A 26,410-nucleotide genomic window follows, 5' to 3' on the forward strand; every position below is an offset into this window, starting at 1 on the left:
TCAGCCAGTAAAGACCCTAAGCTGCTTGCACAGACAAGCCGCAACCGTGATGGAAACAGCAATGAACTGGACCTGGTTTCACAAGCTCGGCTCGCCCAAATGGTTCTACGGTATCAGCGGCAAGCTGCTGCCGTGGTTGAGCATCGCTGCCGTATTGCTGATCGGCATCGGCCTGGTCTGGGGGCTGGCTTTCGCGCCGCCGGACTACCAGCAAGGCAACAGCTTTCGCATCATTTATATCCACGTACCCGCCGCGATGCTGGCCCAGTCCTGCTACGTGATGCTGGCCGTGTGCGGCATCGTCGGCCTGGTGTGGAAGATGAAGCTGGCCGACGTCGCCCTGCAATGCGCCGCGCCCATCGGCGCGTGGATGACCGCCGTGGCGCTGGTTACCGGCGCGATCTGGGGCAAGCCGACCTGGGGCTCGTGGTGGGTGTGGGATGCGCGACTAACGTCCATGTTGATCCTGTTGTTCCTGTACTTCGGTCTCATTGCACTGGGCAACGCTATCAGTAATCGTGACAGCGCCGCCAAGGCCTGTGCGGTGCTGGCGATTGTTGGCGTGATCAATATCCCGATCATCAAGTACTCGGTGGAGTGGTGGAACACCCTGCACCAGGGCGCCACCTTCACCCTCACCGAAAAACCGGCCATGCCCGTGGAAATGTGGGCGCCGCTGCTGCTGATGGTGCTGGGGTTCTACTGCTTCTTCGGCGCGGTGCTGCTGATGCGCATGCGCCTTGAAGTGCTCAAGCGTGAAGCCCGCACCAGTTGGGTCAAGGCTGAAGTTCAAAGCAGCCTGGGGGCGCGCGCATGAGTTTTGCTTCGTTCAGTGATTTTCTCGCCATGGGCCATCACGGCCTTTACGTCTGGACGGCCTATGGCATCTGCCTGGCGGTGCTGGCCCTCAACGTCGCCGCGCCGATCCTGGCCCGCAAGCGTTACCTGCAACAAGAGGCGCGTCGTCTGCGCCGGGAGACCGAAAAGTGAATCCGCTGCGTAGAAAGCGTCTGTTGATCATCCTTGCCATCCTGGCCGGCGTCGGCATTGCCGTGGCCCTGGCCTTGAGCGCCCTGCAGCAGAACATCAACCTGTTCTACACCCCGACCCAGATCGCCAATGGCGAAGCGCCCATCGATACGCGCATCCGCGCCGGCGGCATGGTGGAACAGGGCTCGCTCAAACGTTCTGGCGACTCCCTCGACGTGACCTTCGTGGTCACCGACTTCAGCAAGTCCGTGACCATCAGTTATCGCGGCATCCTCCCGGACCTGTTCCGCGAAGGCCAGGGCATCGTCGCCCTGGGCAAGCTCAACGCTCAAGGCGTGGTGGTGGCCGATGAAGTGCTGGCCAAGCACGATGAGAAATACATGCCGCCCGAAGTCACCAAAGCCCTGAAAGACAGCGGCCAGTCCGCACCCACGCCCGCCAAGGAGGGTTGAGTGATGACGTCTGCACTGTTTATTCCAGAGCTCGGCCACTTGGCGATGATCCTCGCCCTGTGTTTTGCCGTTGTGCAAGCCGTGGTGCCGCTGCTCGGTGCCTGGCGCGGTGACCGCCTGTGGATGAGCCTGGCGCAGCCGGCGGCCTGGGGCCAATTTGCGTTCCTGTTGTTTGCCTTCGGCTGCCTGACCTACGCCTTTATGACTGACGACTTTTCTGTCGCGTATGTGGCCAATAACTCTAATAGCGCGCTGCCTTGGTACTACAAGTTCAGCGCCGTGTGGGGCGCCCACGAAGGGTCGTTGCTGCTGTGGGCGTTGATCCTCGGCGGCTGGACCTTTGCCGTGTCGGTGTTCTCGCGCCAACTGCCGCAAGTGATGCTGGCGCGGGTGCTGGCGGTGATGGGCATGATCAGCATCGGGTTCCTGCTGTTTTTGATCATGACCTCCAACCCGTTCACGCGCATCCTGCCGCAGATCCCGGCGAACGGGCATGACCTCAACCCCTTGCTGCAAGACATCGGCCTGATCGTGCACCCGCCGATGCTCTACATGGGGTACGTCGGTTTCTCGGTGGCCTTCGCGTTTGCCATCGCCGCGTTGCTCGGGGGGCGTCTCGACGCTGCCTGGGCACGTTGGTCGCGGCCCTGGACCATCGTCGCCTGGGCCTTCCTCGGCATTGGCATCACCCTCGGTTCGTGGTGGGCCTACTACGAACTTGGCTGGGGCGGCTGGTGGTTCTGGGACCCGGTGGAAAACGCTTCCTTCATGCCTTGGCTGGTGGGCACGGCGCTGATTCACTCGCTGGCGGTTACTGAAAAACGTGGCGTGTTCAAAAGCTGGACCGTGCTGCTGGCGATTGCGGCGTTTTCCCTCAGCCTGTTGGGTACGTTCCTGGTGCGTTCGGGCGTATTGACGTCGGTGCACGCGTTTGCGTCCGACCCGGCGCGGGGCGTGTTCATCCTGATCTTCCTGTTGTGTGTGGTTGGCGGTTCCTTGACCCTGTTCGCCCTGCGCGCACCGGTGGTCAAGAGCCAGGTCGGCTTCAACCTGTGGTCGCGGGAAACCCTGCTGCTGGGCAATAACCTGGTGTTGGTGGTGGCCGCCTCGATGATCCTGCTCGGCACGCTGTACCCGTTGGTATTGGATGCCCTGAGCGGCGCCAAGCTGTCCGTCGGCCCGCCGTACTTCAACGCGCTGTTTATTCCGTTGATGGGCCTGTTGATGGTGGTAATGGCGGTCGGCGTATTGGTGCGCTGGAAAGACACCCCGGTGAAATGGCTGGCGGGCATGTTGATGCCGGTCTTGCTGGGCAGCGTGGCGCTGGCGGTGATCGCCGGGTTCGCTTACGGCGATTTCAACTGGGCGGTGCTGGCCACCTTCCTGCTGGCGGCCTGGGTGTTGCTGGCCGGTGTGCGCGATATCGTCGACAAGACCCGTCACAAAGGTTTGATCAAGGGTTTGCCGACGTTGACCCGCAGCTATTGGGGCATGCAGATCGCCCATATCGGCATCGCTGTGTGCGCGCTGGGCGTGGTGTTGTCCAGCCAGAACAGCGCCGAGCGTGACCTGCGCCTGGCGCCGGGCGAGTCCATGGACCTGGCCGGTTACCAGTTTATTTTTGAAGGCGCCAAGCACTTTGAGGGGCCGAACTTCACGTCCGACAAAGGCACGGTGCGCGTCGTGCGTAACGGCAAGCAAGTGGCCGTACTGCACCCGGAAAAACGCCTGTACACCGTGCAAAGCTCGATGATGACCGAAGCCGGCATCGACGCAGGTTTCACCCGTGACCTTTATGTGGCGCTGGGTGAACCGTTGGGCGAGGGCGCCTGGGCGGTGCGGGTGCATGTGAAACCGTTTGTGCGCTGGATCTGGTTCGGCGGCTTGCTCACCGGGTTTGGTGGGTTGCTTGCCGCGTTGGACCGCCGGTACAGGGTCAAGGTCAAGAGCCGGGTGCGTGAAGCCCTCGGCATGCAGGGAGCTGCGGTATGAAGCGGTGGTTGATGGCGATCCCTCTGATTGTATTTTTGCTGGGCGCGGTGATCTTGTATCGGGGCCTCTACCTGGACCCGTCCGAGCTGCCGTCGGCCATGATCGGCAAACCGTTCCCGGCGTTCAGCCTGCCAACAGTGCAGGGCGATAAAACCCTGACCCAAGCTGACCTGCTGGGCAAACCGGCGCTGGTCAACGTGTGGGGCACCTGGTGCATCTCCTGCCGCGTCGAGCACCCGGTACTCAACAAACTCGCCGAGAAGGGCGTGGTGATCTACGGCATCAACTACAAGGACGACAATGCTGCCGCCTTGAAGTGGCTGGCGGAGTTCCATAACCCGTACCAGTTGGATATCCGCGATGAAGACGGCAACCTCGGCCTCAACCTCGGTGTGTACGGCGCGCCGGAAACCTTCTTCATCGACGCCAAGGGTGTGATCCGCGACAAGTACGTCGGCGTGATCGACGAAGTGGTGTGGCGCGAGCAACTGGCCGCCAAGTACCAGGCGCTGGTCGATGAGGCCAAGCCATGAAGCGCTTGTTAGCCGCCGCTGTGTTGGCGCTGGGGTTGGCGGGCGTCGCCCACGCGGCCATCGACACCTACGAATTTGCCAACGACGGTGACCGCGAGCGCTTTCGCGAACTGACCAAGGAACTGCGCTGCCCCAAGTGCCAGAACCAGGACATCGCCGACTCCAACGCGCCCATTGCCACAGACTTGCGCCGAGAGATTTTCCGCATGCTGGGGGAGGGCAAGGACAATCAGCAGATCATCGACTTCATGGTCGACCGCTACGGTGATTTCGTGCGCTACAAACCCGCGCTCACCGGCAAGACTGCGCTGCTGTGGTTTGGCCCTGCCGGGTTGTTGTTGACCGGTGTCGTGGTGATGGCCGTGATCGTGCGCCGCCGCCGTGCAGCGCCTACCGATGGTTCAGACGCGCTATCCCCTGACGAGCGCAAACGCCTCGACCAATTGCTGGACACCAAGACTGATGATTGATTTTTGGCTCGCAGCCGGCTTGCTGCTCCTGATTGCCCTGAGTTTCCTGTTGATCCCCGTAATGCGCGGCCGTCGTGCCCAGCGTGAAGAGGACCGCACCGCGTTAAACGTGGCGCTGTACCAAGAGCGCGTTGCCGAGTTGCAAGTGCAGCAGGACGAAGGTGTGCTCAATGCCGCCCAACTCGACACCGGTCGCGCCGAAGCCGCCCGCGAATTGCTCGCCGACACCGAAGGTGTGGAAAAACCCCGCGAGTCGCGTCTGGGCAAACCGCTGCCGTTGTTCGCTGCGATCCTTGTGCCTGTATTGGGCGTGGCGCTGTATCTGCATTATGGTGCCAGCGATAAGGTCGAGTTGACCCGCGAGTTCTCCCAGCCGCCCGTGTCCATCGAAGACATGACCCACCGCCTGGAGCGCGCCGCCGCCGCCCAGCCAGACTCTGCCGAAGGCTTGTACTTCCTGGGGCGCGCCTACATGGCCCAAGGCCGTTCTGCCGATGCAGCCAAGGTCTTCGAACGCACCGTGGCCCTGGCCGGTCGCCAACCGGAATTGCTCGGCCAGTGGGCCCAGGCCCAGTACTTTGCCGATAACAAACAGTGGTCGTCCAAGGTCCAGGCCTTGACCGACGAGGCCTTGAAGCAGGACCCGAAAGAAGTCACCAGCCTCGGGCTGCTGGGCATCGCCGCGTTTGAAGGCCAGCGCTATCAGGAAGCGATCGATTACTGGAACCGTCTGCTGGCTCAACTGCCGCCGCAAGATAGCTCCCGTGCAGCACTGCAAGGTGGCATCGACCGGGCCGCTGAGAAACTCAAAGAAAGCGGTGGTACTGTCGCCCAAGCGCCTAAGGCCGTTCTTAAAGTGCGCGTGGATTTGTCGGCTGACGTGAAGGCCAAATCCCTGCCGGCCGACAGCGTATTCATCTTTGCCCGCGCCGTCTCCGGCCCGCCGGCGCCTCTGGCGGCCAAGCGTGTCACGGTCGCCGATTTGCCGGTTACGGTTGAGCTGGGCGATGCCGACGCGATGATGCCCCAGTTGAAACTGTCGAACTTCCCCGAAGTCCAACTCGTTGCGCGCATATCCCGAGCAGGTCTTCCGACCGCTGGCGAGTGGATCGGCCGCAGCCAACCCTTGGCCAGTACTACAACTGCCTTGCAACAGCTGACTATCGACAGTCCGGATAAGTAATTTTGAGGAAACGCCCATGACCGCATTTGCACGCATCACCCTGCTCAGCCTGGTATTGGGCCTGAGCGCTTGTGCGGTCCACCGGCCACCTCCTGCGCCCACCGGCCCGACCATCCCGCCGTCAGGGCCGTCGACCCAGCCCAGCACCAAACCCTCCGGCCCGGTAACCCCGGCGCCGAAAAAAACCGTGCCGACGTCGTCGCCCACCTTCGCGCCGCCGCCGGGTGCCGCCAGCCATTGGGACGGCAACATGAAGGTTTACGTGCTGGATGACCAGCCCGATACCTTCTACCGCCAGCGCACCTACTACCGCTGGAGCAACGGCTGGAGCCGCTCCATCAGCCCGAATGGGCCGTGGGAAGACACCAACGTGCAGGGTGTGCCACCGGGGTTGAGTAAAAAGTACGCGCAATAACAAAAGGCGACCTTTGTAAGGTCGCCTTTTTTTCGGCTTGAAAAACAAACTGATGTGGGAGCTGGCTTGCCTGCGATAGCTGTGTGTCAGCTACGAATTGGCTAGCTGACCCATCGCTATCGCAGGCAAGCCAGCTCCCACAGGAGATATCATTCACCGCCAGGACTTGGGAAAGAACGAGTCGCGCGCAGATGAGACGACCGGGGGATGGAAACCCGGCAGGGGTATGCCTATCTGCGCGCAACTCGTTAGACATAATGAGTAATGGATCAACGTCGGTCAGTAGGATGAATCCTGATTTGTGTGCTGAAACTCGAACGTGTGATCGATTTGAGTGACGAGGCGCTGTTATCGCGGATGGCGATGGGTTGCCGCGGGTGCTACAAGTGTGGCCAGAAATGAAGAGAGTGTTTTGATGGCAGGCAGATTGATCTATCTCATCGGGCCGTCCGGCTCGGGCAAGGACAGCCTGCTGGATGCTGCGCGCCCACGCTTGGCCGAGCGCGGCTGCCGCATCGTGCGCCGCGTCATCACGCGCTCGGCGGAGGCGGTTGGTGAGGCGGCGCAAGGTGTGAGCCCGGAACAGTTCGCAGCGATGTGCGCGGAGGGTGCGTTTGCCCTCAGTTGGCAGGCGAATGGGTTGTCCTACGGTATCCCTCGCGAGATTGATGATTGGCTCGCTGCGGGGGACGACGTGCTGGTTAACGGCTCCCGCGCGCACCTGGCGCACGCGCGTGCGCGTTATCCGGCCTTACGGGTGTTGCTGCTGACGGTTGACCAGGCGGTGTTGCGTCAACGCTTGATCGCACGCGGGCGGGAAACGTTGGCTGATATCGAAGATCGATTGGCGCGCAATGCGCGGTTTACCTGCGAACTCATTGCCGGCAACTGCACCGGTTTGTTCGTATTGGATAACTCTGGCCCGTTGGAACATACAGTCGAGCGCCTACTGTGCTGCCTGGATCCTGGCGTCTTAGCCTGAGACGACGAACCCGCTGTGTATGCAAATGCCCCGTCGAACAGCTCCACTTTCAATATCCAGTAAAACAGCCGTCAGTCAGCATTGCGTATTTTGTGCTTGAGTAAAGATAACTCTAGGGTTATTTTTATTCAGGCCAAGCCAAGGAGGCTGCGGTGCAAAGCAGGTTATTGATCAAGGAACTGCAAGAGGCAGGCTGGGTGTTGGATCGGGTCACGGGCAGTCATCATATTTTTACTCATCGATACAACCCGTACACGATCCCGGTGCCCCATCCCAAAAAGGATCTGCCTCTAGGCACCGTCAGAAGCATCAGGAAACGTGCCGGCTTGTTTGAGTTTTAAGGAGAGCATTCATGCAATACCCAATCTGTATCGAATGGGGCGACGACTTCATCGCCACCGGTATCCAGATCCCCGATATTCCGGGCGCAGTGACCGCTGGCGACAGTTTTGAAGAGGCGTACAACGCCGCAGTAGAGGTTGCGCACATCATGCTGCAAGAGATTGCCGCTGAGGGTGGGCCGATTCCGATGCCTACCTCGGTCGCCCATCATCACGAAAACGAAGATTACGCCGGTATGGGCTGGGGGATGTTGGAGTTGGACATCTCGCCCTATCTGGGCAAGACCGAGAAGGTCAATGTGACCTTGCCCGGTTATGTCATCCAGCGTATCGACCGCTATGTGCGGGAGCACAAGGTCAAAAGCCGCTCGTCATTTCTGGCGGATGCGGCGTTGGAGAAGTTGGTTCGTTCCTGAGGCTGATCAGGCAGTCGCCACCGAAGGCTCGCGCGAAGCACTCAAAAAGCGCAGCAGCGCCACCAGCGGGAATGCACTGCCCACCAGCATCACGCCCAGCCAGCCGCCGTGTTCGTACACGCTGCTGGCAATCGCCGAACCGAACGCGCCGCCGATGAAGATACTGGTCATGTACAGCGCATTCAGGCGGCTGCGGCTGTTGGCGTCGAGGGCGTAGATGGCACGTTGGCCCAGCACCATGTTCATCTGCACGCAGAAGTCCAGCACTACGCCGGTGACGGCCAGGCCGATCACGCTGTACAACGGGTGCACGAACGCCGGCAGGAAGCTCAAGGCACCAAACAGCATGGCCAGCAGCGAGGCGCGGTGGGTGTGGCCGGCATCGGCCAGGCGACCGGCGAGGGGGGCGGCGATGGCGCCCAGGGCGCCCACCAGGGCAAACAGTGCAATCTCGCTTTGGCTCAGGCCGTGGTTACGCGCCAGCTCCAGCGGGGCGGCGGTCCAGAACAGACTGAAAGTCGCGAACATGCAGCCTTGGTAAAACGCCCGTTGACGCAGTATCGGCTGGCTGCGCAGCAAGGTGCCGAGGGAGCGCAGCAGTTGGCCATAGCTGGCGCTGTGATCCGGCTGGCGCTTGGGAATGGTGATCAACAGCACCACGCTGATAAACGCCATCAACCCGGCTGCCGCCATGAACATCGCTCGCCAGCCGAAGTGATCCGCCACCACGCTGGACACCGGCCGCGCCAGCAAGATGCCCAGCAACAGGCCACCCATGATGCTGCCCACCACACGGCCACGGGATTCAGCCGGGGCCAGGTGCGCCGCCAATGGGATCAGGATTTGCACCGACACCGAGCTGAAACCGATCAATAACGACACCAGCAAGAACAGGTTCGGCTGCTCAGTGAAGGCCGCGCCCAATAGGCTGGCAATGGCCAGTACGGTGGTGGCGATCATCAGCTTGCGGTTTTCCAGCAAGTCACCCAGGGGCACCAGGAAGAACAGGCCCAGGGCGTAGCCGATTTGCGTCAACGAGACGATCAGGCTGGCCATGGCCGGCGTCAGGCCGATGTCGGGCGCGATCAGTTCGATGATCGGCTGCGCGTAGTAGATGTTGGCGACGATTGCGCCGCAGCAAAACGCAAACAGCATCACCATGCTCCGGGTCATGGTGCTTGTAGCGTGGGAAGTTGCGTTCATGGTGTTCTCATAGAAGCGGAAGAAAGTGCAGCGAGCCTAAAACCATGAGCGTGACTCGGGTAGGCCGTTGGCAGTGATAACACTCATGCCTGGCAATGATACATTCAGAAACAACTGCAATCTTCCAATCTGCTACACAAAACAATGTGGGAGGGGGCTTGCCCCCGATTGCAGTGGGTCAGTGAAGGATACTCCAACTGATGCACCGCAATCGGGGGCAAGCCCCCTCCCACAAAGGTTGCTGCGTTTTTCGGGTCAGTTATTGACCGCTGTAGATCTGGTCAAACACCCCTCCATCATTGAAGTGAGTCTTCTGCACGGTACGCCAGTCACCAAAGGTCTTCTCTACCGATAAAAAGTCGACTTTCGGGAAACGGTCGGTGTACTTGGCCAGCACCTTCGGGTCACGTGGGCGCAGGTAGTTGTTGGCAGCGATTTCCTGGCCTTCGGGCGACCACAGGTACTTCAAGTAGTCTTCAGCCGCCACGCGGGTGCCTTTCTTCTCGACCACTTTGTCGACCACCGACACCGGCGGCTCAGCCTCGGCGGAAACGCTTGGGTAAATCACTTCGAACTGATCACGGCCGAATTCACGGGCGATCATTTCCGCCTCGTTCTCAAAGGTCACCAGTACGTCGCCAATCTGGTTGGTCATGAACGTGGTGGTAGCGGCACGGCCACCGGTGTCCAGCACTGGCGCTTGTTTGAACAGCTTGCCGACAAAGGCCTTGGCCTTGTTTTCGTCGCCGCCGTTCTTGAGCACATAGCCCCAGGCCGACAGGTAGGTGTAGCGGCCGTTACCCGAGGTTTTCGGGTTGGGCACGATCACTTGCACGCCATCTTTGAGCAAGTCCGGCCAGTCTTTCAGGGCTTTTGGGTTGCCTTTGCGCACGATAAACACAGTGGCGGAGGTGAAGGGTGCGCTGTTGTTGGGCAGGCGCGTAACCCAGTTGTCCGGCACCAGTTTGCCGTTGTCCACCAAGGCATTGATGTCGGTGGCCATGTTCATGGTGATCACGTCAGCCGGCAGGCCGTCGATCACCGAGCGCGCTTGTTTGCTGGAGCCACCGAAGGACATTTGTAAGGTCAGCTTGTCGTTCGGGTGCTCGGCTTCCCAGTGTTTCTGGAAGGCGGCGTTGTAGTCCTTGTAGAAATCGCGCATCACGTCGTAGGAGACGTTGAGCAGTGTGACGGGGGCAGCCTGCACGGCGCCCGCCAGGGCAAGGCCGGCGGCCAGGAGAGAGGCGCTAACGAGTTTTTTCACTGCTCATTCCTTGTTGTTCGAGAATTGGTGTGAGGCACAATGCCAGCGACTATAGCCGGGGCCGCATAGTCGCTTAAAGATTAAAAAGAACTTTGCTTATTCCACTTTCTTAAAAAGCCCGTTGCCGCAACGTGAGCAGAACGCCGCGTTGGGCTCGTGGGTGTTTTTCTTGCACACCGGGCAGTCATGTTGCAGCTGTTCACCGCGCATGGCGCTGGCCAGTTCCGCGGTGAAAATGCCGGTGGGCACGGCGATGATCGAATAACCGGTGATCATCACCAGTGACGAAATCACCTGGCCCAGCGGCGTCTTCGGCACGATATCGCCGAAGCCCACGGTGGTCAGGGTCACGATGGCCCAATAGATGCCCTTGGGGATGCTGGTAAAGCCGTGTTCCGGGCCTTCAATCACGTACATCAAGGTGCCGAACACCGTCACCAGGGTGCACACGCTCACCAAAAACACCACGATCTTCTGCTTGCTGCCCCGCAGCGCCGCCATCAGGTAGTTAGCCTGCTTGAGGTACGGGCTGAGCTTGAGCACACGGAAGATGCGCAGCATGCGGATGATGCGGATGATTAACAGGTACTGCGCATCGCTGTAATACAGCGCCAGGATGCCGGGCACGATGGCCAGCAAGTCCACCAGCCCATAAAAGCTGAAGGCATAGCGCAACGGCTTGGGCGAGCAGTACAGGCGTAAGCCGTACTCGATGGCAAAGATAATGGTAAAGCCCCACTCGATGTACGCCAGCACATCGGCGTAGTTCTGGTGCACCTCGTCGATGCTGTCGAGCATCACGATCACCAGGCTGGCGAGGATGATCAACAGCAGGATGCCGTCAAAGCGTCTTCCTGCGTTGGTGTCGGTCTGGAAAATCATGACGTAGAGCCGCTGGCGCCAGTCGTTGTTGCTGTCCATAAATCCCGCCTGAAACTGATATCGAGCAAGCCTAGGGGGATTCGAAGGGGCTGTCCATGCGGCGATTCCTGAGGGTTCGGCAGCCGGCGTGCACCAACCAGCAGGCAAGGATAAACGGGGCGGTCAGCGCAGGCAGGTGCAGGGCGGCGAAGCCTGACGTAAGGATGATCGCCAGCAGGATGCCGAGCAGTGGCAGCCAGGGTTGGCGACGTGTGTGGCTTAGGGCCAATGCGGCCAACGCCGGGTTGTAACTGTGCAGGCCGAGTAGGGCGCTGGTGGGTTCGCCTAACAGTAGGCCGATCAGTACACCAACGCTGGCGCCAACCAGTGCCCAGATGGCAGCGCGCCGATTGGCGAGCCACAGGCCAAGGGCAATCAACACTCCAGCCAAGGGCTGATCCAGCAACATGATCTGTGCAAGGCCGGTGAGGGGCGCGGCGAGGACGGGCAGGCTGTTTGGTTCGCTCAAGACAACGGTGCTCTCTGGCACGCTGACCAAGAGCAACCAGCCGAGGCCGACAAAGGGTGCGGTGTAGGCGGGCAGGGTCGCATGTTTCAACCATTGCCGCGTCAGCATCGCCGCCAGGCCACCGCACGCCAGGATCAGCGGGGGCAACAAAGCCGACCAGGCGAAATGCTGGCTGATCAACAAGCCCAGCAACACGCCGTTGTAGCTATACAGGCCAGCCTGGCGCTCGGCCTTGGGATAGCCTCGGCGCTGGGCCGTGAGCAAACCCGCGACGCCACCCAGCAGTGCCCCTGCGAACAAGGCCGGGGCGCCGATCAGGATGGCCAATAGGCACAGCAGGCCGCACAGCGGGTTACGCTGGAGGAAAATCTGGCTGAAGCCGTTGAGCAGGGCTTCGGCCCAGTCGGGGCAGGTTGGGTTGTGCATGGTGGTTAGTCAGTTAGACCGAGTTGCCCTTATCGCAGGCAAGCCACCTCCCACACTTGATTGGGTTCACAGATTTACTTACGTGAACGCAGTCAAAATGTGGGAGGGGGCTTGCCCCCGATGAGGCCCTGACAGACGCTAAATCAACGTCTCTATGCGCAGCGAATTGGTCGACCCCGGCTGCCCAAACGGCACCCCCGCGGTAATCACCAACGTATCCCCGCGCTGCGCCATGCCTTGTGCCTGGGCAATCTCCAAGGCGGTGGAGCACACCTCATCCACCTGACGCAGTCGGTCGTTGACTACCGAGTGCACGCCCCACGCCACGCTCAAGCGCCGTGCCGTGGACAGGTTCGGCGTAAGGTTGAGAATCGGCGCCACCGGCCGTTCCCGCGCCGCCCGCAGGCTGGAGCTGCCCGACTCGCTGTAGTTCACCAGCACCGCCACCGGCAGGATGCTGCTGATACGGCGGATCGCGCAGCTGATGGCGTCCGACACCGTGGCGTCCGCCTTGGGCCGGCTCACGTCCAGCTGGGTTTGGTAGTCCGGGCCGTTTTCCACTTGGCGGATGATCTTGCTCATCATCTGCACGGCTTCCAGCGGATACTCGCCGGACGCGGTTTCGGCCGATAGCATCACTGCATCCGCGCCTTCAGCGACGGCATTGGCTACATCAGTGACTTCCGCTCGAGTTGGCGCGGGGGAGAAGCGCATCGACTCAAGCATCTGCGTGGCCACCACCACCGGCTTACCCAGCTCGCGGCAGGTGCTGATGATGTCTTTCTGGATTTGCGGCACGCTCTCGGCCGGCACTTCAACGCCCAAGTCCCCTCTGGCAACCATGATCGCGTCGCTCAGCTCAGCGATTTCCCGCAGGCGCTGCACAGCGGATGGCTTCTCGATCTTGGCCATCAAAAATGCCTTGTCGCCGATCAGTTCGCGGGCTTCGCGGATGTCTTCCGGGCGCTGCACGAACGACAGCGCCACCCAGTCCACCCCCAGCTCCAGGCCAAAGCTCAAGTCGCGCCGATCCTTGGCGGTCAATGGGCTCAGTTCCAACAACGCTTGTGGGACGTTCACACCTTTGCGGTCCGACAGTTCGCCGCCGTTGAGCACGGTGGTGTCGATGGCATCGGTGTGCTTGGTGATCACCCGTAGGCGCAGCTTGCCGTCGTCCAGCAGCAGGTCCATGCCGGGTTCAAGTGCGGCGATGATTTCTGGGTGGGGCAGGTTGACCCGGCGTTCATCGCCCGGCGTCTCGTCGAGGTCCAGGCGCAATGCCTGGCCGCGCACCAGTTGCACCTTGCCCTCGGCAAATCGCCCCACACGCAGCTTCGGCCCTTGCAGGTCCATGAGGATGCCCAGTGGGTAGTTAAGCTGGCGCTCGACCTGGCGAATCCACTGGTAGCGCTGGGCGTGGTCGGCATGGTCGCCGTGGCTGAAATTGAGCCGGAAGATATTCACCCCGGCTTCCACCAGCTCGCGGATGTCATCGATACCGTCGGTGGCAGGCCCCAGGGTGGCGAGGATTTTGACCTTTTTGTCAGGCGTCATGTGGCGGGTTCCCAAGAATCAGAATGGCGCGAAAATCGTTGACGTTGGTGCGCGTCGGCTCGGTGACGATCAACCCGTCGAGGGCGGCGAAATAGCCGTAGCCGTTGTTGTTGTCCAGCTCATCGCTGGCCGACAGGCCGAGGGCTTCGGCACGCGAATAACTGCACGGGGTCATGATCGCGCCGGCGTTGTCTTCCGAGCCGTCGATGCCGTCGGTGTCACCGGCCAGGGCATACACGCCGGGCAGGCCTTTGAGGCTGTCGGTGAGGCTCAACAGAAACTCGGCGTTGCGACCGCCACGGCCATTGCCGCGCACGGTGACGGTGGTTTCGCCGCCGGACAGGATCACGCACGGCGCCGCCAGCGGCTGGCCGTGCTGCACGATTTGCCGGGCGATACCGGCGTGCACTTTGGCCACGTCCCGTGCTTCGCCTTCGAGGTCACCGAGGATCAACGGGCTGAACCCGGCCTGGCGCACTTTTACCGCCACGGCTTCAAGGGATTGCTGGGGCCGGGCGATCAATTGGAAGTGGCTGCGGGCGAGCACCGGGTCGCCGGGCTTGATGGTTTCCGAGGCGGGGTTTTGCAACCAACTGCGCACCGAAGCCGGGGCGTCGATGTTGTAGCGTTTGAGGATCGCCAGCGCTTGGGTCGAGGTGCTCGGGTCGCCGACGGTTGGGCCGGAGGCAATCACCGTGGCCTGGTCGCCCGGCACATCGGAAATCGCATAGGTGTACACCGTGGCTGGCCATGCGGCCTTGGCCAGCCGGCCGCCCTTGATCGCCGACAGATGCTTGCGTACGCAATTCATCTCGCCAATGGTGGCGCCGGACTTGAGCAAGGCTTTGTTGATAGTTTGCTTATCGGCCAGGGTGATGCCTTCGGCCGGTAGGGCCAGCAGGGCCGAACCGCCGCCGGAGAGCAGGAAGATCACGCGGTCGTCTTCGCCCAGGTTACTGATCAGTGCCAGCACGCGCTTGGCCACGGCCAGGCCAGCAGCGTCGGGCACGGGGTGGGCGGCTTCGACCACTTCGATTTTCTTGCAGGGCGCGCCGTGGCCGTAGCGGGTGACCACCAGGCCGGTGACTTCACCTTGCCAGCAGTTTTCGACGACGAGGGCCATGGCAGCCGCAGCCTTGCCGGCGCCGATCACGATCACACGGCCGCTGCGGTCGGCGGGCAGGTAGGGTTCAAGGATTTGCCGGGGGTGGGCGGCGTCGATGGCTGTGGCAAACAGCTCACGAAGCAGGTGTTGCGGATCGACCGACATAAGCGGGCTCCCGGGGATTTTTTGTTATTAGAGGTGCAGCAATGGCAGGCATTGAAATGCAATCAAACTGTGAGAGGGGGCTTGCCCCCGATAGCGGTGTGTCAGTTGCCAATTACTTAGCTGACCCACTGCAATCGGGGGCAAGCCCCCTCCCACATTTGATCGCATTTCAGATCAGGGGTTATTTGTCGCGAATCGAGAAGTTGGCCATATGCTCCAACCCTTTGATCAGCGCCGAGTGGTCCCAGTTGCCACCCCCAATCGCCGTGCAAGTACTGAACACCTGCTGTGTACCTGCAGTGTTCGGCAAGTTGATCCCCAGCTCCTTGGCACCGGCCAGCGCCAGGTTCAAATCCTTCTGGTGCAGGTTGATACGGAAACCCGGATCAAAGGTGCCCTTGATCATGCGTTCGCCATGCACTTCCAGAATCTTCGACGAAGCAAACCCACCCATCAGCGCTTCACGCACTTTGGCCGGGTCAGCGCCGTTCTTGGAGGCGAACAGCAGCGCTTCAGCCACCGCCTGGATGTTCAGCGCCACGATGATCTGGTTGGCCACCTTGGCGGTCTGGCCGTCACCATTGCCGCCCACCAGGGTGATGTTCTTGCCCATCGCCTGGAACAGCGGCAGGGCGCGTTCAAAGGTGTGTGGCTCGCCGCCGATCATGATGCTCAGGGTGCCGGCTTTGGCACCGACTTCACCGCCGGACACGGGCGCGTCGAGGTACTGCGCGCCGGTCTCGTTGATCTTGGCCGCGAAGGCTTTGGTGGCGGTTGGGGAGATCGAGCTCATGTCAATCACGACTTTGTTTGGCGACAGGCCAGCGGCCACGCCGTCGGCACGGAAAAGCACGTCGTCGACCTGTGGGGTGTCCGGCACCATGACGATGATGAACTCGGCTTCCTGGGCCACTTGCTGCGGGCTGGCCAGGGCGATGGCGCCCGCATCGATCAGGGCTTGTGGGGCCTTGCCATGGTGTTCGGAGAGAAACAGTTGGTGACCTGCTTTTTGCAGGTTGGCGGCCATGGGTTGGCCCATGATGCCGGTGCCGATAAATCCGATTTTAGCCATGAGAAATTCCTCTTGTCAGTGCACCCCAGGACCCCTGTGGGAGGGGGCTTGCCCCCGATAGCGGTGTGTCAGGCGAATGTGTATTGACTGGTTCGCCGCCATCGGGGGCAAGCCCCCTCCCACATGGGTTTGGTGGTGTGTTTGTTAGATGGCGTTGTGGGTTTTGAGCCAGCCAAGGCCGGCTTCGGTGGTGGTCAGCGGTTTGTATTCGCAACCCACCCAACCCTGGTAACCAATGCGGTCCAGATGCTCGAACAGGAACCGATAGTTGATCTCGCCGGTCCCCGGCTCATTGCGCCCAGGGTTGTCCGCCAACTGAATGTGGTTGATCTCACCCAAGTGCGCGGCCATGGTGCGGGCCAAATCGCCCTCCATGATTTGCATGTGATAGATGTCGTATTGCAGGAACAGATTGGCGCTGCCCACCTGCTCGCGAATCGACAGGGCTTGCGCGGTGTTGTTCAGGTAGAAACCCGGGATGTCGCGGGTGTTGATCATCTCCATCACCAGCTTGATGCCCGCGGCTTGCAGCTTGTCGGCCGCGTACTTGAGGTTGGCGACGAAGGTGTCTTCCAGGACTTGATCGTCTACACCTTGCGGGCGAATCCCTGCCAGGCAGTTGATCTGGGTGTTACCCAGCACTTGTGCATAGGCGATCGCCAGCTTGACCCCGGCCCGGAACTCCTCGACCCGGTCCGGGTGGCACGCCAGGCCGCGTTCGCCCTTGGCCCAGTCACCGGCCGGCAGGTTGAACAGCACTTGGGTCAGGCCGTTGGCGTCCAGGTGGGCCTTGATTTCGGCTGAGCTGAACTCATACGGGAACAGATACTCGACACCTTCAAAGCCCGCATCGGCAGCTGCTTTAAAGCGCGCGAGAAAGTCCTGCTCGGTAAACAGCATCGACAGGTTGGCGGCAAAACGCGGCATAAGGTTCTCCTTAATCGAGCAGGGAAATGGCAGTCGGCGCGTCGTTGCCCACCAGTGCCAAATCTTCGAATTCGTTGACGGCGTTGATCTCGGTGCCCATGGAAATATTGGTCACGCGCTCCAGGATGATTTCGACGATCACTGGCACCTTGAACTCTTCGATCATCTCTTGTGCCTTGCGCAATGCCGGCTGGATCTGGCCCGGCTCGAACACCCGCAGGGCTTTGCAACCCAAGCCTTCGGCGACGGCAACGTGGTCGACGCCATAGCCGTTCAATTCCGGCGCGTTGAGGTTGTCGAAAGACAGCTGCACGCAGTAGTCCATCTCAAACCCGCGTTGCGCCTGGCGGATCAGGCCCAGGTAAGAGTTGTTCACCACCACGTGGATGTACGGCAGCTTGAATTGCGCGCCCACGGCCAGCTCTTCGATCATGAACTGGAAGTCATAGTCGCCCGACAGCGCCACCACTTTGCGGGTTGGGTCAGCCTTGACCACACCGAGGGCGGCGGGGATGGTCCAACCCAGTGGGCCGGCCTGGCCGCAGTTGATCCAATGACGTGGCTTGTACACGTGCAGGAACTGCGCGCCGGCAATCTGCGACAGGCCGATGGTGCTGACGTAGCAGGTGTCTTTGCCGAACACCTGGTTCATCTCTTCGTAGACGCGTTGCGGCTTGACCGGCACGTTGTCGAAGTGGGTCTTGCGGTGCAGGGTGGCTTTGCGCTGCTGGCAGTCGTTCAACCAGGCGCTGCGGTCCTTGAGCTTGCCGGCGGCTTTCCACTCGCGGGCCACTTCGATGAACATCGTCAGGGCGGAACCGGCGTCGGAGACGATGCCCAGGTCCGGGGTGAACACGCGGCCGATCTGCGTCGGCTCGATGTCGACGTGAATGAATTTGCGGCCTTCGGTGTACACCTCGACCGAACCGGTGTGGCGGTTGGCCCAGCGGTTGCCGATGCCCAGCACCACGTCCGACTTGAGCATCGTCGCGTTGCCATACCGATGGGAGGTTTGCAGGCCGACCATGCCCACCATCAGTGGGTGATCGTCGGGGATGGTGCCCCAGCCCATCAGGGTCGGGATCACCGGGATGCCGGTCAGCTCGGCGAACTCCACCAGTAGCTCGCTGGCGTCGGCGTTGATCACGCCGCCGCCGCTCACCAGCAGTGGGCGTTCAGCCTGATCCAGCAGGGCCAGGGCCTTTTCAACCTGGATACGGGTGGCCAGTGGCTTGGCCAGCGGCAATGGCTGATAGGCATCGATATCGAATTCGATCTCGGCCATCTGCACATCGAACGGCAGGTCGATCAGCACCGGGCCGGGGCGGCCGGAGCGCATTTCATAGAAGGCTTTCTGGAAGGCATACGGCACCTGGCCGGGTTCCAGAACGGTGGTCGCCCACTTGGTCACCGGCTTGACGATGCTGGTGATATCAACGGCCTGGAAATCTTCCTTGTGCATCCGTGCACGGGGCGCTTGGCCGGTGATGCACAGGATCGGGATCGAGTCGGCCGAGGCGCTGTACAGGCCGGTGACCATGTCGGTGCCCGCCGGGCCCGAAGTGCCGATGCACACGCCGATATTGCCGGCCTTGGTGCGGGTGTAACCCTCGGCCATGTGGGAGGCGCCTTCAACGTGGCGAGCAAGGACGTGATCGATGCCACCCACCTTCTGCAAGGCCGAGTACAGCGGGTTGATCGCAGCGCCTGGGATACCGAAGGCGGTGTCCACGCCTTCACGGCGCATTACCAGAACGGCGGCTTCGATTGCTCTCATTTTGCTCATGGTTTTGGTGCCTCTTGCGTTTTGTAATTGTATACAAGTGGTGTCTGGTCAAAGTGTATTCACGGCGAGCTACGTAGGTCAATCCATTTTATGGGTGAGCCATTGCGTTCGTCGGAAGGCATTTTTTCGACGTATGGGGGCTTTGTGCGAAAATATTGTATACAAAAACAAATGTCATTGTGTTCTATTTGTTTGATCGAGCATCTGATCAAACAGACCTCCACCGCTTTCCCAATAACAAAAGAAGGACGGCACCATGAGCGCTTTAACCTTGAAAATTGCTACCCAACTGGCCAGCCAGGCCCTTATCGCAGGGCGCGCCATTTCGGCGGCACCGTTGACCATCGCCGTGCTCGACAGCGGCGGCCACCTGGTCACCTTGCAACGCGAAGACGGCGCCAGCCTGCTGCGCCCGCAAATCGCCATCGGCAAGGCCTGGGGCGCAATCGCCCTGGGCAAGGGCTCACGCCTGCTGGCGCTGGACGCGCAGCAACGGCCAGCATTTATCGCGGCGTTGAACAGCTTGGGGCAGGGCAGTGTGGTGCCGGCGCCGGGTGGGGTGTTGATTCGGGATCAGGATGGGATGGTGCTGGGAGCGATTGGGATCAGCGGGGATACGTCGGATATTGATGAGCAGTGTGCGATAACGGCGATTGAGGGGGTGGGGTTGTTGGCGGATGCGGGGGTGGCGGCTTGATTTGATGTGACTGGGAGGGCCTCTTCGCGAGCAAGCCCGCTCCCACATTCTGACCGCATTCCAAAGTCGAAACTCGGTCGAGTGTGGGAGCGGGCTTGCTCGCGAAAGGGGCAACTCGGTCTCTGCTCTAAACCCAGATTGCATCCCACAGCGGATAGTCGCCAATGCGCTCCACCAACCCCGCCCGCAGAGGATTGGCCACCACATACCGAGCCATTTTCACCAAGTCATCTTCTTTGCGCAGTGCCCGATCATGAAAGCTGGTTTGCCAGAGGCGACCTTTACGGCCCGTTGCGCCGTTCACGGTTCGAGTGCTTTTGGATTTTACCTGGCACATCAAATCACCCAGTGAGCCCTTTTTAAGCTCCACCAACCAGTGGAAGTGATCGGGCATTACTACCCACGCCAGTGAGTTCGCCAATCGTTGATACTGCGCGAGTCTGAATTGCCAAACCACCAAGCGGCCCAGATGAAAGTTGCTGAATATCGGTACACGTTCGTGGGTGTTGGTAGTGATCAGGTAGATGCGGTTGGGTTCGCTGAACCGCCCGATGCGCAGGCGGTGTGATGTGGCTAGATCAGGCATTCCATGGCCGCTCTTCAGTGGGGGTTCTGAGAGGCTAGATCTCGGTGGGTGATGCTGATTGGCAGGCTTTTGGCAGGATGTGTCTGGTCGGGCGCTATCGCGGGCAAGCCCGCTCCCACAGGGGATTTGCGGTGTTTTACAGTTTGTGTGCGACGCGGAACAGTGTGGGAGCTGGCTTGCCTGCGATGGCCTCACCACGGTGCATCAGTCCGGCTCACACCCCTTCAATACCAACCGAATAATCGTCAACGCCGCCGCCTCATAATCCGCCTCATCCAACTTGGCTTTCCCTGTCACCGCCGAGATCTGCCAGTCAAAATCCGCATAGGTCTGCGTCGCCGCCCAGATGCTGAACATCAGGTGGTTGGGGTCAATGGCCGCAATGAGGCCGCGATCCACCCAATTTTGGATGCACGCAATGTTGTGCTTGGCCTGGGCGTTCAACTGTTCGACCTGCTCAGCACTGAGGTGCGGCGCGCCGTGCATGATTTCGCTCGCAAACACCTTGGAGGCAAAGGGCAAATCGCGGGAGATACGGATTTTTGAGCGGATATAGTTGCTGAGCACTTCTTTGGGCTCGCCGTCGGGGTTGAACGGCGTAGACGCGGCCAGGATCGGCTCGATAATGCTTTCGAGCACCTCTCGGTAGAGGTTGTCCTTGGACTTGAAGTAGTAATACACGTTGGGCTTGGGCAGCCCGGCCTTGGCGGCAATGTCGCTGGTTTTGGTCGCGGCGAAGCCCTTGTCGGCAAACTCCTCGCTCGCCGCCCGCAGGATCTTTTCTTTGTTGCGCTCGCGAATGCTGCTCATAAACCTGGGAGTTCCTTGCCAAGACTGGCGGTTGCGCATGGTAGCACCGGCTATCCGCGAGCCTCAACAATGCGCCCGCAATGCTCTGCGCCGCGCTATGCTCGCCTAATCCCCTTTTACGGAAGACCGATTCATGGCAGGTAGCAGCTTGTTGGTATTGATCGACGATATCGCCGCGGTACTCGATGACGTTGCCCTGATGACAAAAATGGCCGCGAAGAAGACCGCCGGCGCGCTGGGCGACGACCTCGCGCTCAATGCCCAGCAGGTGTCCGGTGTGCGTGCCGAGCGCGAAATTCCGGTGGTGTGGGCGGTTGCCAAAGGCTCATTTATTAACAAATTGATCCTGGTGCCCACCGCGCTGTTGATCAGCGCATTCGCGCCGTGGGCAGTGACGCCATTGTTGATGATCGGCGGCGCATACCTGTGTTTCGAGGGCTTTGAGAAACTCGCGCATAAATTCCTCCACAGCAAAGTCGAGGACCAGGCGGAACATGCTCAGTTGGTGGAAGCGGTGGCCGACCCTGCCACTGACCTGGTGGCTTTCGAAAAAGACAAGATCAAAGGCGCGATCCGCACCGACTTCATCCTCTCCGCCGAAATCATCGCCATCACTCTCGGCACCGTGGCCGACGCGCCGCTGATGCAGCAGGTGATCGTGCTCTCGGGCATCGCCATCGTCATGACGGTGGGCGTCTACGGGCTGGTGGCGGGCATCGTCAAGCTGGACGACCTGGGCCTGTGGCTCACCCAGAAACCCGGCCAGGCAGCGCGTAGTATCGGCGGCGCGATTTTGCGTGCGGCGCCTTATATGATGAAGAGTCTGTCGGTGATCGGCACGGCGGCAATGTTCCTGGTCGGCGGCGGCATCCTGACCCATGGCGTGCCAGTGGTGCATCACTGGATCGAGACCGTCAGCCAAGGCGCGGGCGGCCTGGCGTGGTTGGTGCCGGTGCTGCTCAATGGGGTGGCGGGGATTGTCGCGGGAGCCGTCGTACTGGCGCTGGTCAGCGTGTTCGGCAAAGCCTGGAAAGCCGTTAAAAACTGAAATCGAGGGTGAAAAAAAGGCCATTCAATCGAATGGCCTTTTTTTGTGCCGCTTGATTACTCGGCAATCTGCAACTTACGCGATTCCGTATAGATGTAGCGCACCTTCTCATACTCAAACGGCGAGTTCATCTGGCCGTAACGGAAGCTGGTCTGGTAACGCCTGTCGACGGCACGCAGTGCCCAGATTTCCGGGTGGTTGGAGCTGACTTCAGCCACGTTGAGGAAGTTGATCTGTGTCTCGGCGGTGTAGTCGACGATCAGCCCGGTGGTGTCGCGCAGGTTGGACGGGCCGAACACTGGCAGCACCAGGTACGCGCCGCCAGGTACGCCATAGAAACCCAGGGTTTGGCCGAAGTCTTCACTTTGGCGCGGCAGGCCCATGGCGGTGGCCGGGTCCCAAAGGCCAGCAACGCCGATGGTGGTATTGAGCAGCAGGCGGCCGGTGGTTTCCAGGGAGCGGTGGCCTTTGAGTTGCAGCAGGCTGTTCAACAGGTTGGGCACGTCGCCCAGGTTGTTGAAAAAGTTGCTCACGCCGGTACGTAGGAAACTTGGCGTAACGTAGGTGTAACCGTTGACGACGGGCAGGAACACCCATTGGTCGAAGCGGTAGTTGAAGTGGTAGACGCGACGGTTCCAGGCCTCAAGCGGGTCATACACGTTGAGCGCGGTGAGCGTCGAACGCTCGAACTCGCGCTGGTCCAGGCCCGGGTTGAACTTGAGCTTGGTCAGCGGTTGCTTGAAGCCGTCGGCGCCCACCACGGTAGGTTCGTGAGCCTTGCTGTTGTCGGCATTGGCTACGCCTGCGCACATCATTGCGGCAAGCAGCAGAAGATATTTAGCCACGGAAGAACTCCAGCATGGCGTCGGCGTTGACGCGGTAATTGAGGTTGCCGCAGTGGCCGCCCAGTGGGTAGACGGTCAAGCGATCGCCGAAGGTTTCACGCAGGAAACCCAGGTCGCCAGGGCCGAGGATCACGTCGTCGGCGTTATGCATGACCGCGATTTTCGGGCTGGTGTGCAGGTAGTCCTTGAGGGCGTACAAGCTCACCTGGTCAACCAGTTGCAACAGGCTGCCGCCGTCGGAGCGCGCGCGCCACATCGGGATCACTTGTTCGGTGAGGTAGCAATCGAAGTCGCATTGCAGCGCACGCTTGAGGAACGGCGTGAGGCTGGTGCCTTCGGTGATCGGGTGCTTGGGCGGGATGATCAGGCCGCGGCGATTGATCAGGTCCGAGGTAAAGGCGATGTCGGCCGCCGAGAAGCGGAACGAGGTGCCAATCAGCATGGCCATCTGTTCGTTGGTCAGGTGCTGCTTGGATTGCTGGAAGTCGTAGAGCAGGGCGTCGTTGAGGTCGATGTAGCCCTTTTGCTGGAAGTAGCGGGTCAGCTTGTTCAACACCAGCTCATAGAAGGTGGTGGAGTTGTTGATGCCCTTGACCTCGGTCTGTACCAGCTTGTCGAGGTTGGTGATCGAGGTGTAGAGGTTGACCGGCGGGTTGAGAAGCAAGACTTTCTTGAAGTTGAAGCTGCGGCGGGTCTCGTCCAGTTTGGCCACGAAAGCCGCGTCCAGGCCGCCGAGGCTGTAGCCGGTGAGATAGAAGTCTGTCACTGGCAACGAAGCGTTTTGCGCACGCACCGCTTGCATCACGCGGTACATGTCTTCGGCGTCTTCCTGGGTGATCCCCGGGGTGGCGAAGCGCGAGGCTGCACTGATGAAGTCGAAGCTGGTGGGCGAGGACAACTGAACCACGTGGTAGCCGGCCTGGTAATACAGCTTTTTCAGGTATTCGTTGATGCTGCTGTCAAACCGCGCACCGGTGCCTGCGATCAGGAAGATCAGCGGCGCGGCGCGATCTTGCTTGGCGATGCGGTAGGTGAGCTTTTTTACCGCCCAGAAGTTGTCCGGCAGGCTGAACTCACGCTCGGGGCGCATATTCAGGGTGTAGTCGGACTGGTTGATCTCGTCGTCGCTTGGCAGCTTGGGCCGAAGGTCGGGCGGCGTGGTGGCGATGGTCGCTTCAAACGGGTTGGTCAAAGGGTAGCCATAGCTGGCTTGGTCAATATCGACGGCCAGTGCTGACGCACTCAGAAAAAGGCTGCCCAGTAAGGCAGCACAGCGCAAGGAACGGAGCATGACTTAATCCCTAGGAGGAAACGTGCTTAATGAAGTTCGCAGGCTATGACCACCGCGCTGTCGCCGAAGTGCCATCACACGGCACGAAATGTCGGAAAATAACGTCGGAATCGGGGTAATAGTAGCCAGACGATACACTTTGCCACGCGTTGATGAACACTAATTGTGTGTATGCGCCTTGCTAACGGCCGCCGGGGCATTAAGCTGAGCGCCGTTTTTGCCTATTGGAGTGCCCCCATGTCCCGTCGTTTGCCGCTGATTTTGCTGCTTATTGCCCTGCCGCTGTGGCTGGCCGCCAGTTATGGGGCGCGCTATGGCTTTATGGAAGATGGCAGTTGGGTGGGGGTTTGCGCCGACGAAGCCAGCCGCTGGGAATGCCAGCTGCGTTCGAACCTGGGCTTGATGATTCACTTCAAGGTGCTGGGCTGGGCGGCGCTGATCAGCGCGGTGCTGGCGTTTGTCGTGCCGGGTCGTGCGGGGTGGGGGTTGGCGGTGCTGGGGATGGTGTTTGGGTTGCCGGCGCTGGCGTTGTACAACACCACGTTTGCGGTGTTTGCGGTGGTGATTGCGGGGTTGCGGTTGGTCAGGAAGGCTGGGGTTGCCTGATAGGGCCTCTTCGCAGGCAAGCCAGCTCCCACACTTGACCGCATTTCAAGGGATGTACTCGGTCAAAGGTGGGAGCTGGCTTGCCTGCGATAGCGGTGTTAAGCCTTGCGCACCCGCAAGCAACGCCACAAGGCTCCAACCATCAACACGCTAACCACCGCCCAACCCCAAGCCTGCTGATTCAACAGGCCCTCACGGTACAACTGCGGCGCAATCCCGGCCCCGATGATAAAGGCCAGTAGCGCAAGCTCCCGACGCGGCCCGGTCACCGGGCGTAACAGGTATACCAAGGCCGGCAACACCAGCGCCGCACTTGGGAAGCTGCGATAGCGCGGGTCAAACACCAGCATCAGCATCATCACCGCCCCTGCAAACCCCGCAATCGCCACCAGCCAGCCAGCCCGCTGTTCCAGCCAGTTGAATGCACGGCCGCGCCAGTTTTCGCGAGTGCTCAAGGCCAGTGCAGCATGGGCCAGTACCAGCAGGTTCAGTGCGAGCAACAACCCTGCCCATACCCATTCATCGTTAAAACGCGCAGTGACACGGGTCAGCTCGGCCCAGGCGCCAATGGAGCAGGCTGCTACGGCACCCAGCAGTGGAAGGGCAATGGCAGCGCGCGTGCTACGTACGCGACCGCCCAACACCAAGGTGGTCAGCAGGATAATCCCGCCGACCCCCAGCCACAGCGGCCAATACGGTACGTTGGTCACCGGCCCGGCGAGGATGCCCTTGTCTTGGCGGTCTGCATCGAACAAGCCCCAGTAACCGCCCACCGCACCTTCGCTGGCGCGCTTCCACGGCTGGTCAAAGGCTTCGATCAAGTTGTAGTGCCAGCCATTGGCCTCGGCCATGGCCACGAAACCGCGCATGAACTTGGCTTCGTTGACGCGGCTTGGCACGGCGGTTTCACGCTGGCGACCTTCGCTGGGCCAGCCGGTTTCACCGATCAGGATGTCTTTGGGGGCGAACTTGTTGCCGAAGGTCTGGCGTACATCACCCACGTGCTTGAGGGCCTGGTCGATGCTGGAGGGGTCGTCTTCCCAGTACGGCAGCAGGTGGATAGTGAGGAAGTCCACCGCCGGGGCGATTTCGGGGTGTTGCAGCCAGAATTCCCACACGTCTGCGTAGGTCACCGGCTGCTTGATCTGGCTTTTGACGGTATGGATCAGCGTCACCAGTTGTTTGGCGGTGACTTCTTTGCGCAGCAGCGCCTCGTTGCCGACGATGACCGAAGTGATCACGTCTGGGTGGGCGTTGGCCGAGGCGATCAGTTGAGCGACTTCTTTCTCGGTCGCCACCGGGTCGCTGCTGACCCAGGCGCCGGCCATGACTGTCAGGCCGTGTTTGCGCGCCATGTCCGGCAAGGCTTCCAGGCCGGTCATGGAGTAGGTGCGAATGCACTCAAAGCGAGTGGCCAGCAACGCGAGGTCTGCATCCATACGCTCAGGTCGTAGCTTGAACGGCTGGTCGAATGGGGATTGGTCTTTATCGAATGGCGTATAGGACGCGCACTGCATCTTGTGGCTGGCGCTGGCCACGTCCGGCAATACCACCGGCCGGCCGAGGCCATACCAGTAACCGACCATAGCCAGTAGGCCAAGGAGCAAGGCGAAGAAATAGGGCAGGGCAGGGAAGCGGGCAGTCGCAGGCATGGTCGGCTTATCTGGGGGAGCAAAGGCGCGCATCTTACCCGTAATTCACCCGTCCCAGTTGGGCTGCATAATTTAGACATGCAAAGTTCGGGCGGGATTTTGACGTCAAGTCCTACAAGTCATCCTACTGGCGTTGTGATGTCGTTTACGGCTTGTATGAGGTCGCTGACAGAGCAGGTCGAAGGCTGCGTCAGGTTGATGATCAAGGC

28 protein-coding genes are annotated in these 26,410 nt (G+C 60.7%); 14 read left to right on the top strand and 14 right to left on the bottom strand.

What is annotated here, in order from left to right:
- Nucleotides 1-61: 61 nt before the first annotated feature.
- The 11 genes from ICY20_RS04930 (at nt 62) to ICY20_RS04980 (ending at nt 7,774) form a co-directional block, all read left to right on the top strand.
- Nucleotides 62-817 carry a heme ABC transporter permease gene (locus tag ICY20_RS04930; protein WP_159958215.1) on the top strand — a complete coding sequence of 252 codons (756 nt, stop codon included), beginning with the start codon at nt 62-64 and terminating at the stop codon, nt 815-817.
- Nucleotides 814-990, top strand: coding sequence for a heme exporter protein CcmD (gene ccmD, locus ICY20_RS04935; protein WP_003172771.1), 177 nt, complete (start codon nt 814-816; stop codon nt 988-990). The genes ICY20_RS04930 and ccmD overlap by 4 nt, the downstream gene beginning before the upstream one ends.
- On the top strand, nt 987-1,442 hold the full coding sequence (gene ccmE, locus ICY20_RS04940) for a cytochrome c maturation protein CcmE (RefSeq protein ID WP_159958217.1): 456 nt from the start codon (nt 987-989) through the stop codon (nt 1,440-1,442). The genes ccmD and ccmE overlap by 4 nt, the downstream gene beginning before the upstream one ends.
- A gap of 3 nt (nt 1,443-1,445) precedes the next feature.
- On the top strand, nt 1,446-3,434 hold the full coding sequence (locus tag ICY20_RS04945) for a heme lyase CcmF/NrfE family subunit (protein ID WP_159958219.1): 1,989 nt from the start codon (nt 1,446-1,448) through the stop codon (nt 3,432-3,434).
- Nucleotides 3,431-3,967: a DsbE family thiol:disulfide interchange protein gene (locus ICY20_RS04950; RefSeq protein ID WP_159958221.1), complete on the top strand. Its 537-nt coding sequence runs from the start codon at nt 3,431-3,433 to the stop codon at nt 3,965-3,967. The genes ICY20_RS04945 and ICY20_RS04950 overlap by 4 nt, the downstream gene beginning before the upstream one ends.
- The gene (locus tag ICY20_RS04955; protein ID WP_194937038.1) at nt 3,964-4,437 is read left to right on the top strand and encodes a cytochrome c-type biogenesis protein; all 474 of its coding nucleotides are present in this window, start codon (nt 3,964-3,966) and stop codon (nt 4,435-4,437) included. The genes ICY20_RS04950 and ICY20_RS04955 overlap by 4 nt, the downstream gene beginning before the upstream one ends.
- On the top strand, nt 4,430-5,620 hold the full coding sequence (ccmI, locus tag ICY20_RS04960; RefSeq protein WP_194937039.1) for a c-type cytochrome biogenesis protein CcmI: 1,191 nt from the start codon (nt 4,430-4,432) through the stop codon (nt 5,618-5,620). The genes ICY20_RS04955 and ccmI overlap by 8 nt, the downstream gene beginning before the upstream one ends.
- Nucleotides 5,621-5,636: 16 nt before the next feature.
- A complete protein-coding gene (locus ICY20_RS04965) occupies nt 5,637-6,035 on the top strand; it encodes a hypothetical protein (RefSeq protein WP_194937040.1) in 399 nt (132 codons plus the stop codon).
- A 415-nt stretch (nt 6,036-6,450) separates the two neighbouring features.
- Nucleotides 6,451-7,017, top strand: coding sequence for a phosphonate metabolism protein/1,5-bisphosphokinase (PRPP-forming) PhnN (phnN, locus tag ICY20_RS04970; protein WP_194937041.1), 567 nt, complete (start codon nt 6,451-6,453; stop codon nt 7,015-7,017).
- A gap of 152 nt (nt 7,018-7,169) precedes the next feature.
- On the top strand, nt 7,170-7,358 hold the full coding sequence (locus ICY20_RS04975; protein ID WP_026136468.1) for a type II toxin-antitoxin system HicA family toxin: 189 nt from the start codon (nt 7,170-7,172) through the stop codon (nt 7,356-7,358).
- A gap of 11 nt (nt 7,359-7,369) precedes the next feature.
- Entirely contained in the window at nt 7,370-7,774 is a 405-nt protein-coding gene (locus tag ICY20_RS04980) for a type II toxin-antitoxin system HicB family antitoxin (RefSeq protein ID WP_159958233.1), read from the top strand.
- Nucleotides 7,775-7,780: 6 nt separating this feature from the next.
- Here the strand turns inward: ICY20_RS04980 and ICY20_RS04985 are convergent, their stop codons facing one another.
- From ICY20_RS04985 to gcl, 9 genes are all read right to left on the bottom strand, one after another.
- Nucleotides 7,781-8,977, bottom strand: coding sequence for an MFS transporter (locus tag ICY20_RS04985; RefSeq protein ID WP_159958235.1), 1,197 nt, complete (start codon nt 8,975-8,977; stop codon nt 7,781-7,783).
- A gap of 259 nt (nt 8,978-9,236) precedes the next feature.
- Nucleotides 9,237-10,241: a sulfate ABC transporter substrate-binding protein gene (locus ICY20_RS04990; RefSeq protein ID WP_033897617.1), complete on the bottom strand. Its 1,005-nt coding sequence runs from the start codon at nt 10,239-10,241 to the stop codon at nt 9,237-9,239.
- A 96-nt stretch (nt 10,242-10,337) separates the two neighbouring features.
- The gene (locus ICY20_RS04995) at nt 10,338-11,162 is read right to left on the bottom strand and encodes an ion transporter (RefSeq protein WP_159958237.1); all 825 of its coding nucleotides are present in this window, start codon (nt 11,160-11,162) and stop codon (nt 10,338-10,340) included.
- A gap of 31 nt (nt 11,163-11,193) precedes the next feature.
- Nucleotides 11,194-12,057 carry an urea transporter gene (locus ICY20_RS05000; RefSeq protein WP_194937042.1) on the bottom strand — a complete coding sequence of 288 codons (864 nt, stop codon included), beginning with the start codon at nt 12,055-12,057 and terminating at the stop codon, nt 11,194-11,196.
- Nucleotides 12,058-12,195: 138 nt separating this feature from the next.
- Nucleotides 12,196-13,611, bottom strand: coding sequence for a pyruvate kinase (gene pyk / locus ICY20_RS05005; protein WP_159958241.1), 1,416 nt, complete (start codon nt 13,609-13,611; stop codon nt 12,196-12,198).
- A complete protein-coding gene (locus ICY20_RS05010) occupies nt 13,601-14,881 on the bottom strand; it encodes a glycerate kinase type-2 family protein (protein ID WP_159958243.1) in 1,281 nt (426 codons plus the stop codon). Before ICY20_RS05010 ends, pyk begins: the two co-directional genes overlap by 11 nt.
- Before the next feature lie 181 nt (nt 14,882-15,062).
- A complete protein-coding gene (locus ICY20_RS05015; protein ID WP_159958245.1) occupies nt 15,063-15,953 on the bottom strand; it encodes a 2-hydroxy-3-oxopropionate reductase in 891 nt (296 codons plus the stop codon).
- Between the two features lie 144 nt (nt 15,954-16,097).
- Nucleotides 16,098-16,880 carry a hydroxypyruvate isomerase gene (gene hyi, locus ICY20_RS05020; protein ID WP_194937043.1) on the bottom strand — a complete coding sequence of 261 codons (783 nt, stop codon included), beginning with the start codon at nt 16,878-16,880 and terminating at the stop codon, nt 16,098-16,100.
- Nucleotides 16,881-16,890: 10 nt separating this feature from the next.
- On the bottom strand, nt 16,891-18,666 hold the full coding sequence (gcl, locus tag ICY20_RS05025; RefSeq protein ID WP_194937044.1) for a glyoxylate carboligase: 1,776 nt from the start codon (nt 18,664-18,666) through the stop codon (nt 16,891-16,893).
- Between the two features lie 256 nt (nt 18,667-18,922).
- On the opposite strand from gcl, the gene ICY20_RS05030 reads away from it, so the two are divergent.
- Nucleotides 18,923-19,363: a GlcG/HbpS family heme-binding protein gene (locus ICY20_RS05030; RefSeq protein ID WP_194937045.1), complete on the top strand. Its 441-nt coding sequence runs from the start codon at nt 18,923-18,925 to the stop codon at nt 19,361-19,363.
- Between the two features lie 127 nt (nt 19,364-19,490).
- Here ICY20_RS05030 and ICY20_RS05035 read toward each other — a convergent pair whose 3' ends face one another.
- A complete protein-coding gene (locus tag ICY20_RS05035; RefSeq protein WP_159958253.1) occupies nt 19,491-19,949 on the bottom strand; it encodes an REP-associated tyrosine transposase in 459 nt (152 codons plus the stop codon).
- A gap of 204 nt (nt 19,950-20,153) precedes the next feature.
- On the bottom strand, nt 20,154-20,759 hold the full coding sequence (locus ICY20_RS05040; protein ID WP_135287885.1) for a TetR/AcrR family transcriptional regulator: 606 nt from the start codon (nt 20,757-20,759) through the stop codon (nt 20,154-20,156).
- 133 nt (nt 20,760-20,892) lie between these two features.
- On the opposite strand from ICY20_RS05040, the gene ICY20_RS05045 reads away from it, so the two are divergent.
- On the top strand, nt 20,893-21,807 hold the full coding sequence (locus ICY20_RS05045; protein ID WP_194937046.1) for a DUF808 domain-containing protein: 915 nt from the start codon (nt 20,893-20,895) through the stop codon (nt 21,805-21,807).
- Nucleotides 21,808-21,863: 56 nt separating this feature from the next.
- On the opposite strand, the gene ICY20_RS05050 is transcribed toward ICY20_RS05045, so the two are convergent.
- On the bottom strand, nt 21,864-22,652 hold the full coding sequence (locus ICY20_RS05050; RefSeq protein WP_159958259.1) for an MlaA family lipoprotein: 789 nt from the start codon (nt 22,650-22,652) through the stop codon (nt 21,864-21,866).
- The gene (locus ICY20_RS05055; RefSeq protein ID WP_159958261.1) at nt 22,645-23,943 is read right to left on the bottom strand and encodes a serine/threonine protein kinase; all 1,299 of its coding nucleotides are present in this window, start codon (nt 23,941-23,943) and stop codon (nt 22,645-22,647) included. The genes ICY20_RS05050 and ICY20_RS05055 overlap by 8 nt, the downstream gene beginning before the upstream one ends.
- A gap of 237 nt (nt 23,944-24,180) precedes the next feature.
- On the opposite strand from ICY20_RS05055, the gene ICY20_RS05060 reads away from it, so the two are divergent.
- Complete coding sequence (locus ICY20_RS05060; RefSeq protein ID WP_159958263.1) at nt 24,181-24,549, top strand: hypothetical protein; 369 nt, start codon at nt 24,181-24,183, stop codon at nt 24,547-24,549.
- A 98-nt stretch (nt 24,550-24,647) separates the two neighbouring features.
- On the opposite strand, the gene ICY20_RS05065 is transcribed toward ICY20_RS05060, so the two are convergent.
- Entirely contained in the window at nt 24,648-26,201 is a 1,554-nt protein-coding gene (locus tag ICY20_RS05065) for a glycoside hydrolase family 17 protein (RefSeq protein ID WP_159958265.1), read from the bottom strand.
- Nucleotides 26,202-26,410 lie beyond the last annotated feature (209 nt).

The organism is Pseudomonas pisciculturae (assembly GCF_015461805.1).
In the GTDB taxonomy this organism is placed as follows: Bacteria; Pseudomonadota; Gammaproteobacteria; order Pseudomonadales; family Pseudomonadaceae; genus Aquipseudomonas; species Aquipseudomonas pisciculturae.

Bases quoted from the DNA above. Each gene is read 5' to 3' on its own strand.
- ICY20_RS04930 (WP_159958215.1), top strand. From the start codon at position 62: ATGAACTGGACCTGGTTTCACAAGCTCGGCTCGCCCAAATGGTTCTAC.
- ccmD (WP_003172771.1), top strand. From the start codon at position 814: ATGAGTTTTGCTTCGTTCAGTGATTTTCTCGCCATGGGCCATCACGGC.
- ICY20_RS04945 (WP_159958219.1), top strand. From the start codon at position 1,446: ATGACGTCTGCACTGTTTATTCCAGAGCTCGGCCACTTGGCGATGATC.
- ICY20_RS04950 (WP_159958221.1), top strand. From the start codon at position 3,431: ATGAAGCGGTGGTTGATGGCGATCCCTCTGATTGTATTTTTGCTGGGC.
- ICY20_RS04955 (WP_194937038.1), top strand. From the start codon at position 3,964: ATGAAGCGCTTGTTAGCCGCCGCTGTGTTGGCGCTGGGGTTGGCGGGC.
- ccmI (WP_194937039.1), top strand. From the start codon at position 4,430: ATGATTGATTTTTGGCTCGCAGCCGGCTTGCTGCTCCTGATTGCCCTG.
- ICY20_RS04965 (WP_194937040.1), top strand. From the start codon at position 5,637: ATGACCGCATTTGCACGCATCACCCTGCTCAGCCTGGTATTGGGCCTG.
- phnN (WP_194937041.1), top strand. From the start codon at position 6,451: ATGGCAGGCAGATTGATCTATCTCATCGGGCCGTCCGGCTCGGGCAAG.
- ICY20_RS04980 (WP_159958233.1), top strand. From the start codon at position 7,370: ATGCAATACCCAATCTGTATCGAATGGGGCGACGACTTCATCGCCACC.
- ICY20_RS04985 (WP_159958235.1), bottom strand. From the start codon at position 8,977: ATGAACGCAACTTCCCACGCTACAAGCACCATGACCCGGAGCATGGTG.
- ICY20_RS04995 (WP_159958237.1), bottom strand. From the start codon at position 11,162: ATGGACAGCAACAACGACTGGCGCCAGCGGCTCTACGTCATGATTTTC.
- ICY20_RS05000 (WP_194937042.1), bottom strand. From the start codon at position 12,057: ATGCACAACCCAACCTGCCCCGACTGGGCCGAAGCCCTGCTCAACGGC.
- pyk (WP_159958241.1), bottom strand. From the start codon at position 13,611: ATGACGCCTGACAAAAAGGTCAAAATCCTCGCCACCCTGGGGCCTGCC.
- ICY20_RS05010 (WP_159958243.1), bottom strand. From the start codon at position 14,881: ATGTCGGTCGATCCGCAACACCTGCTTCGTGAGCTGTTTGCCACAGCC.
- ICY20_RS05015 (WP_159958245.1), bottom strand. From the start codon at position 15,953: ATGGCTAAAATCGGATTTATCGGCACCGGCATCATGGGCCAACCCATG.
- hyi (WP_194937043.1), bottom strand. From the start codon at position 16,880: ATGCCGCGTTTTGCCGCCAACCTGTCGATGCTGTTTACCGAGCAGGAC.
- gcl (WP_194937044.1), bottom strand. From the start codon at position 18,666: ATGAGCAAAATGAGAGCAATCGAAGCCGCCGTTCTGGTAATGCGCCGT.
- ICY20_RS05030 (WP_194937045.1), top strand. From the start codon at position 18,923: ATGAGCGCTTTAACCTTGAAAATTGCTACCCAACTGGCCAGCCAGGCC.
- ICY20_RS05035 (WP_159958253.1), bottom strand. From the start codon at position 19,949: ATGCCTGATCTAGCCACATCACACCGCCTGCGCATCGGGCGGTTCAGC.
- ICY20_RS05040 (WP_135287885.1), bottom strand. From the start codon at position 20,759: ATGAGCAGCATTCGCGAGCGCAACAAAGAAAAGATCCTGCGGGCGGCG.
- ICY20_RS05045 (WP_194937046.1), top strand. From the start codon at position 20,893: ATGGCAGGTAGCAGCTTGTTGGTATTGATCGACGATATCGCCGCGGTA.
- ICY20_RS05055 (WP_159958261.1), bottom strand. From the start codon at position 23,943: ATGCTCCGTTCCTTGCGCTGTGCTGCCTTACTGGGCAGCCTTTTTCTG.
- ICY20_RS05060 (WP_159958263.1), top strand. From the start codon at position 24,181: ATGTCCCGTCGTTTGCCGCTGATTTTGCTGCTTATTGCCCTGCCGCTG.
- ICY20_RS05065 (WP_159958265.1), bottom strand. From the start codon at position 26,201: ATGCCTGCGACTGCCCGCTTCCCTGCCCTGCCCTATTTCTTCGCCTTG.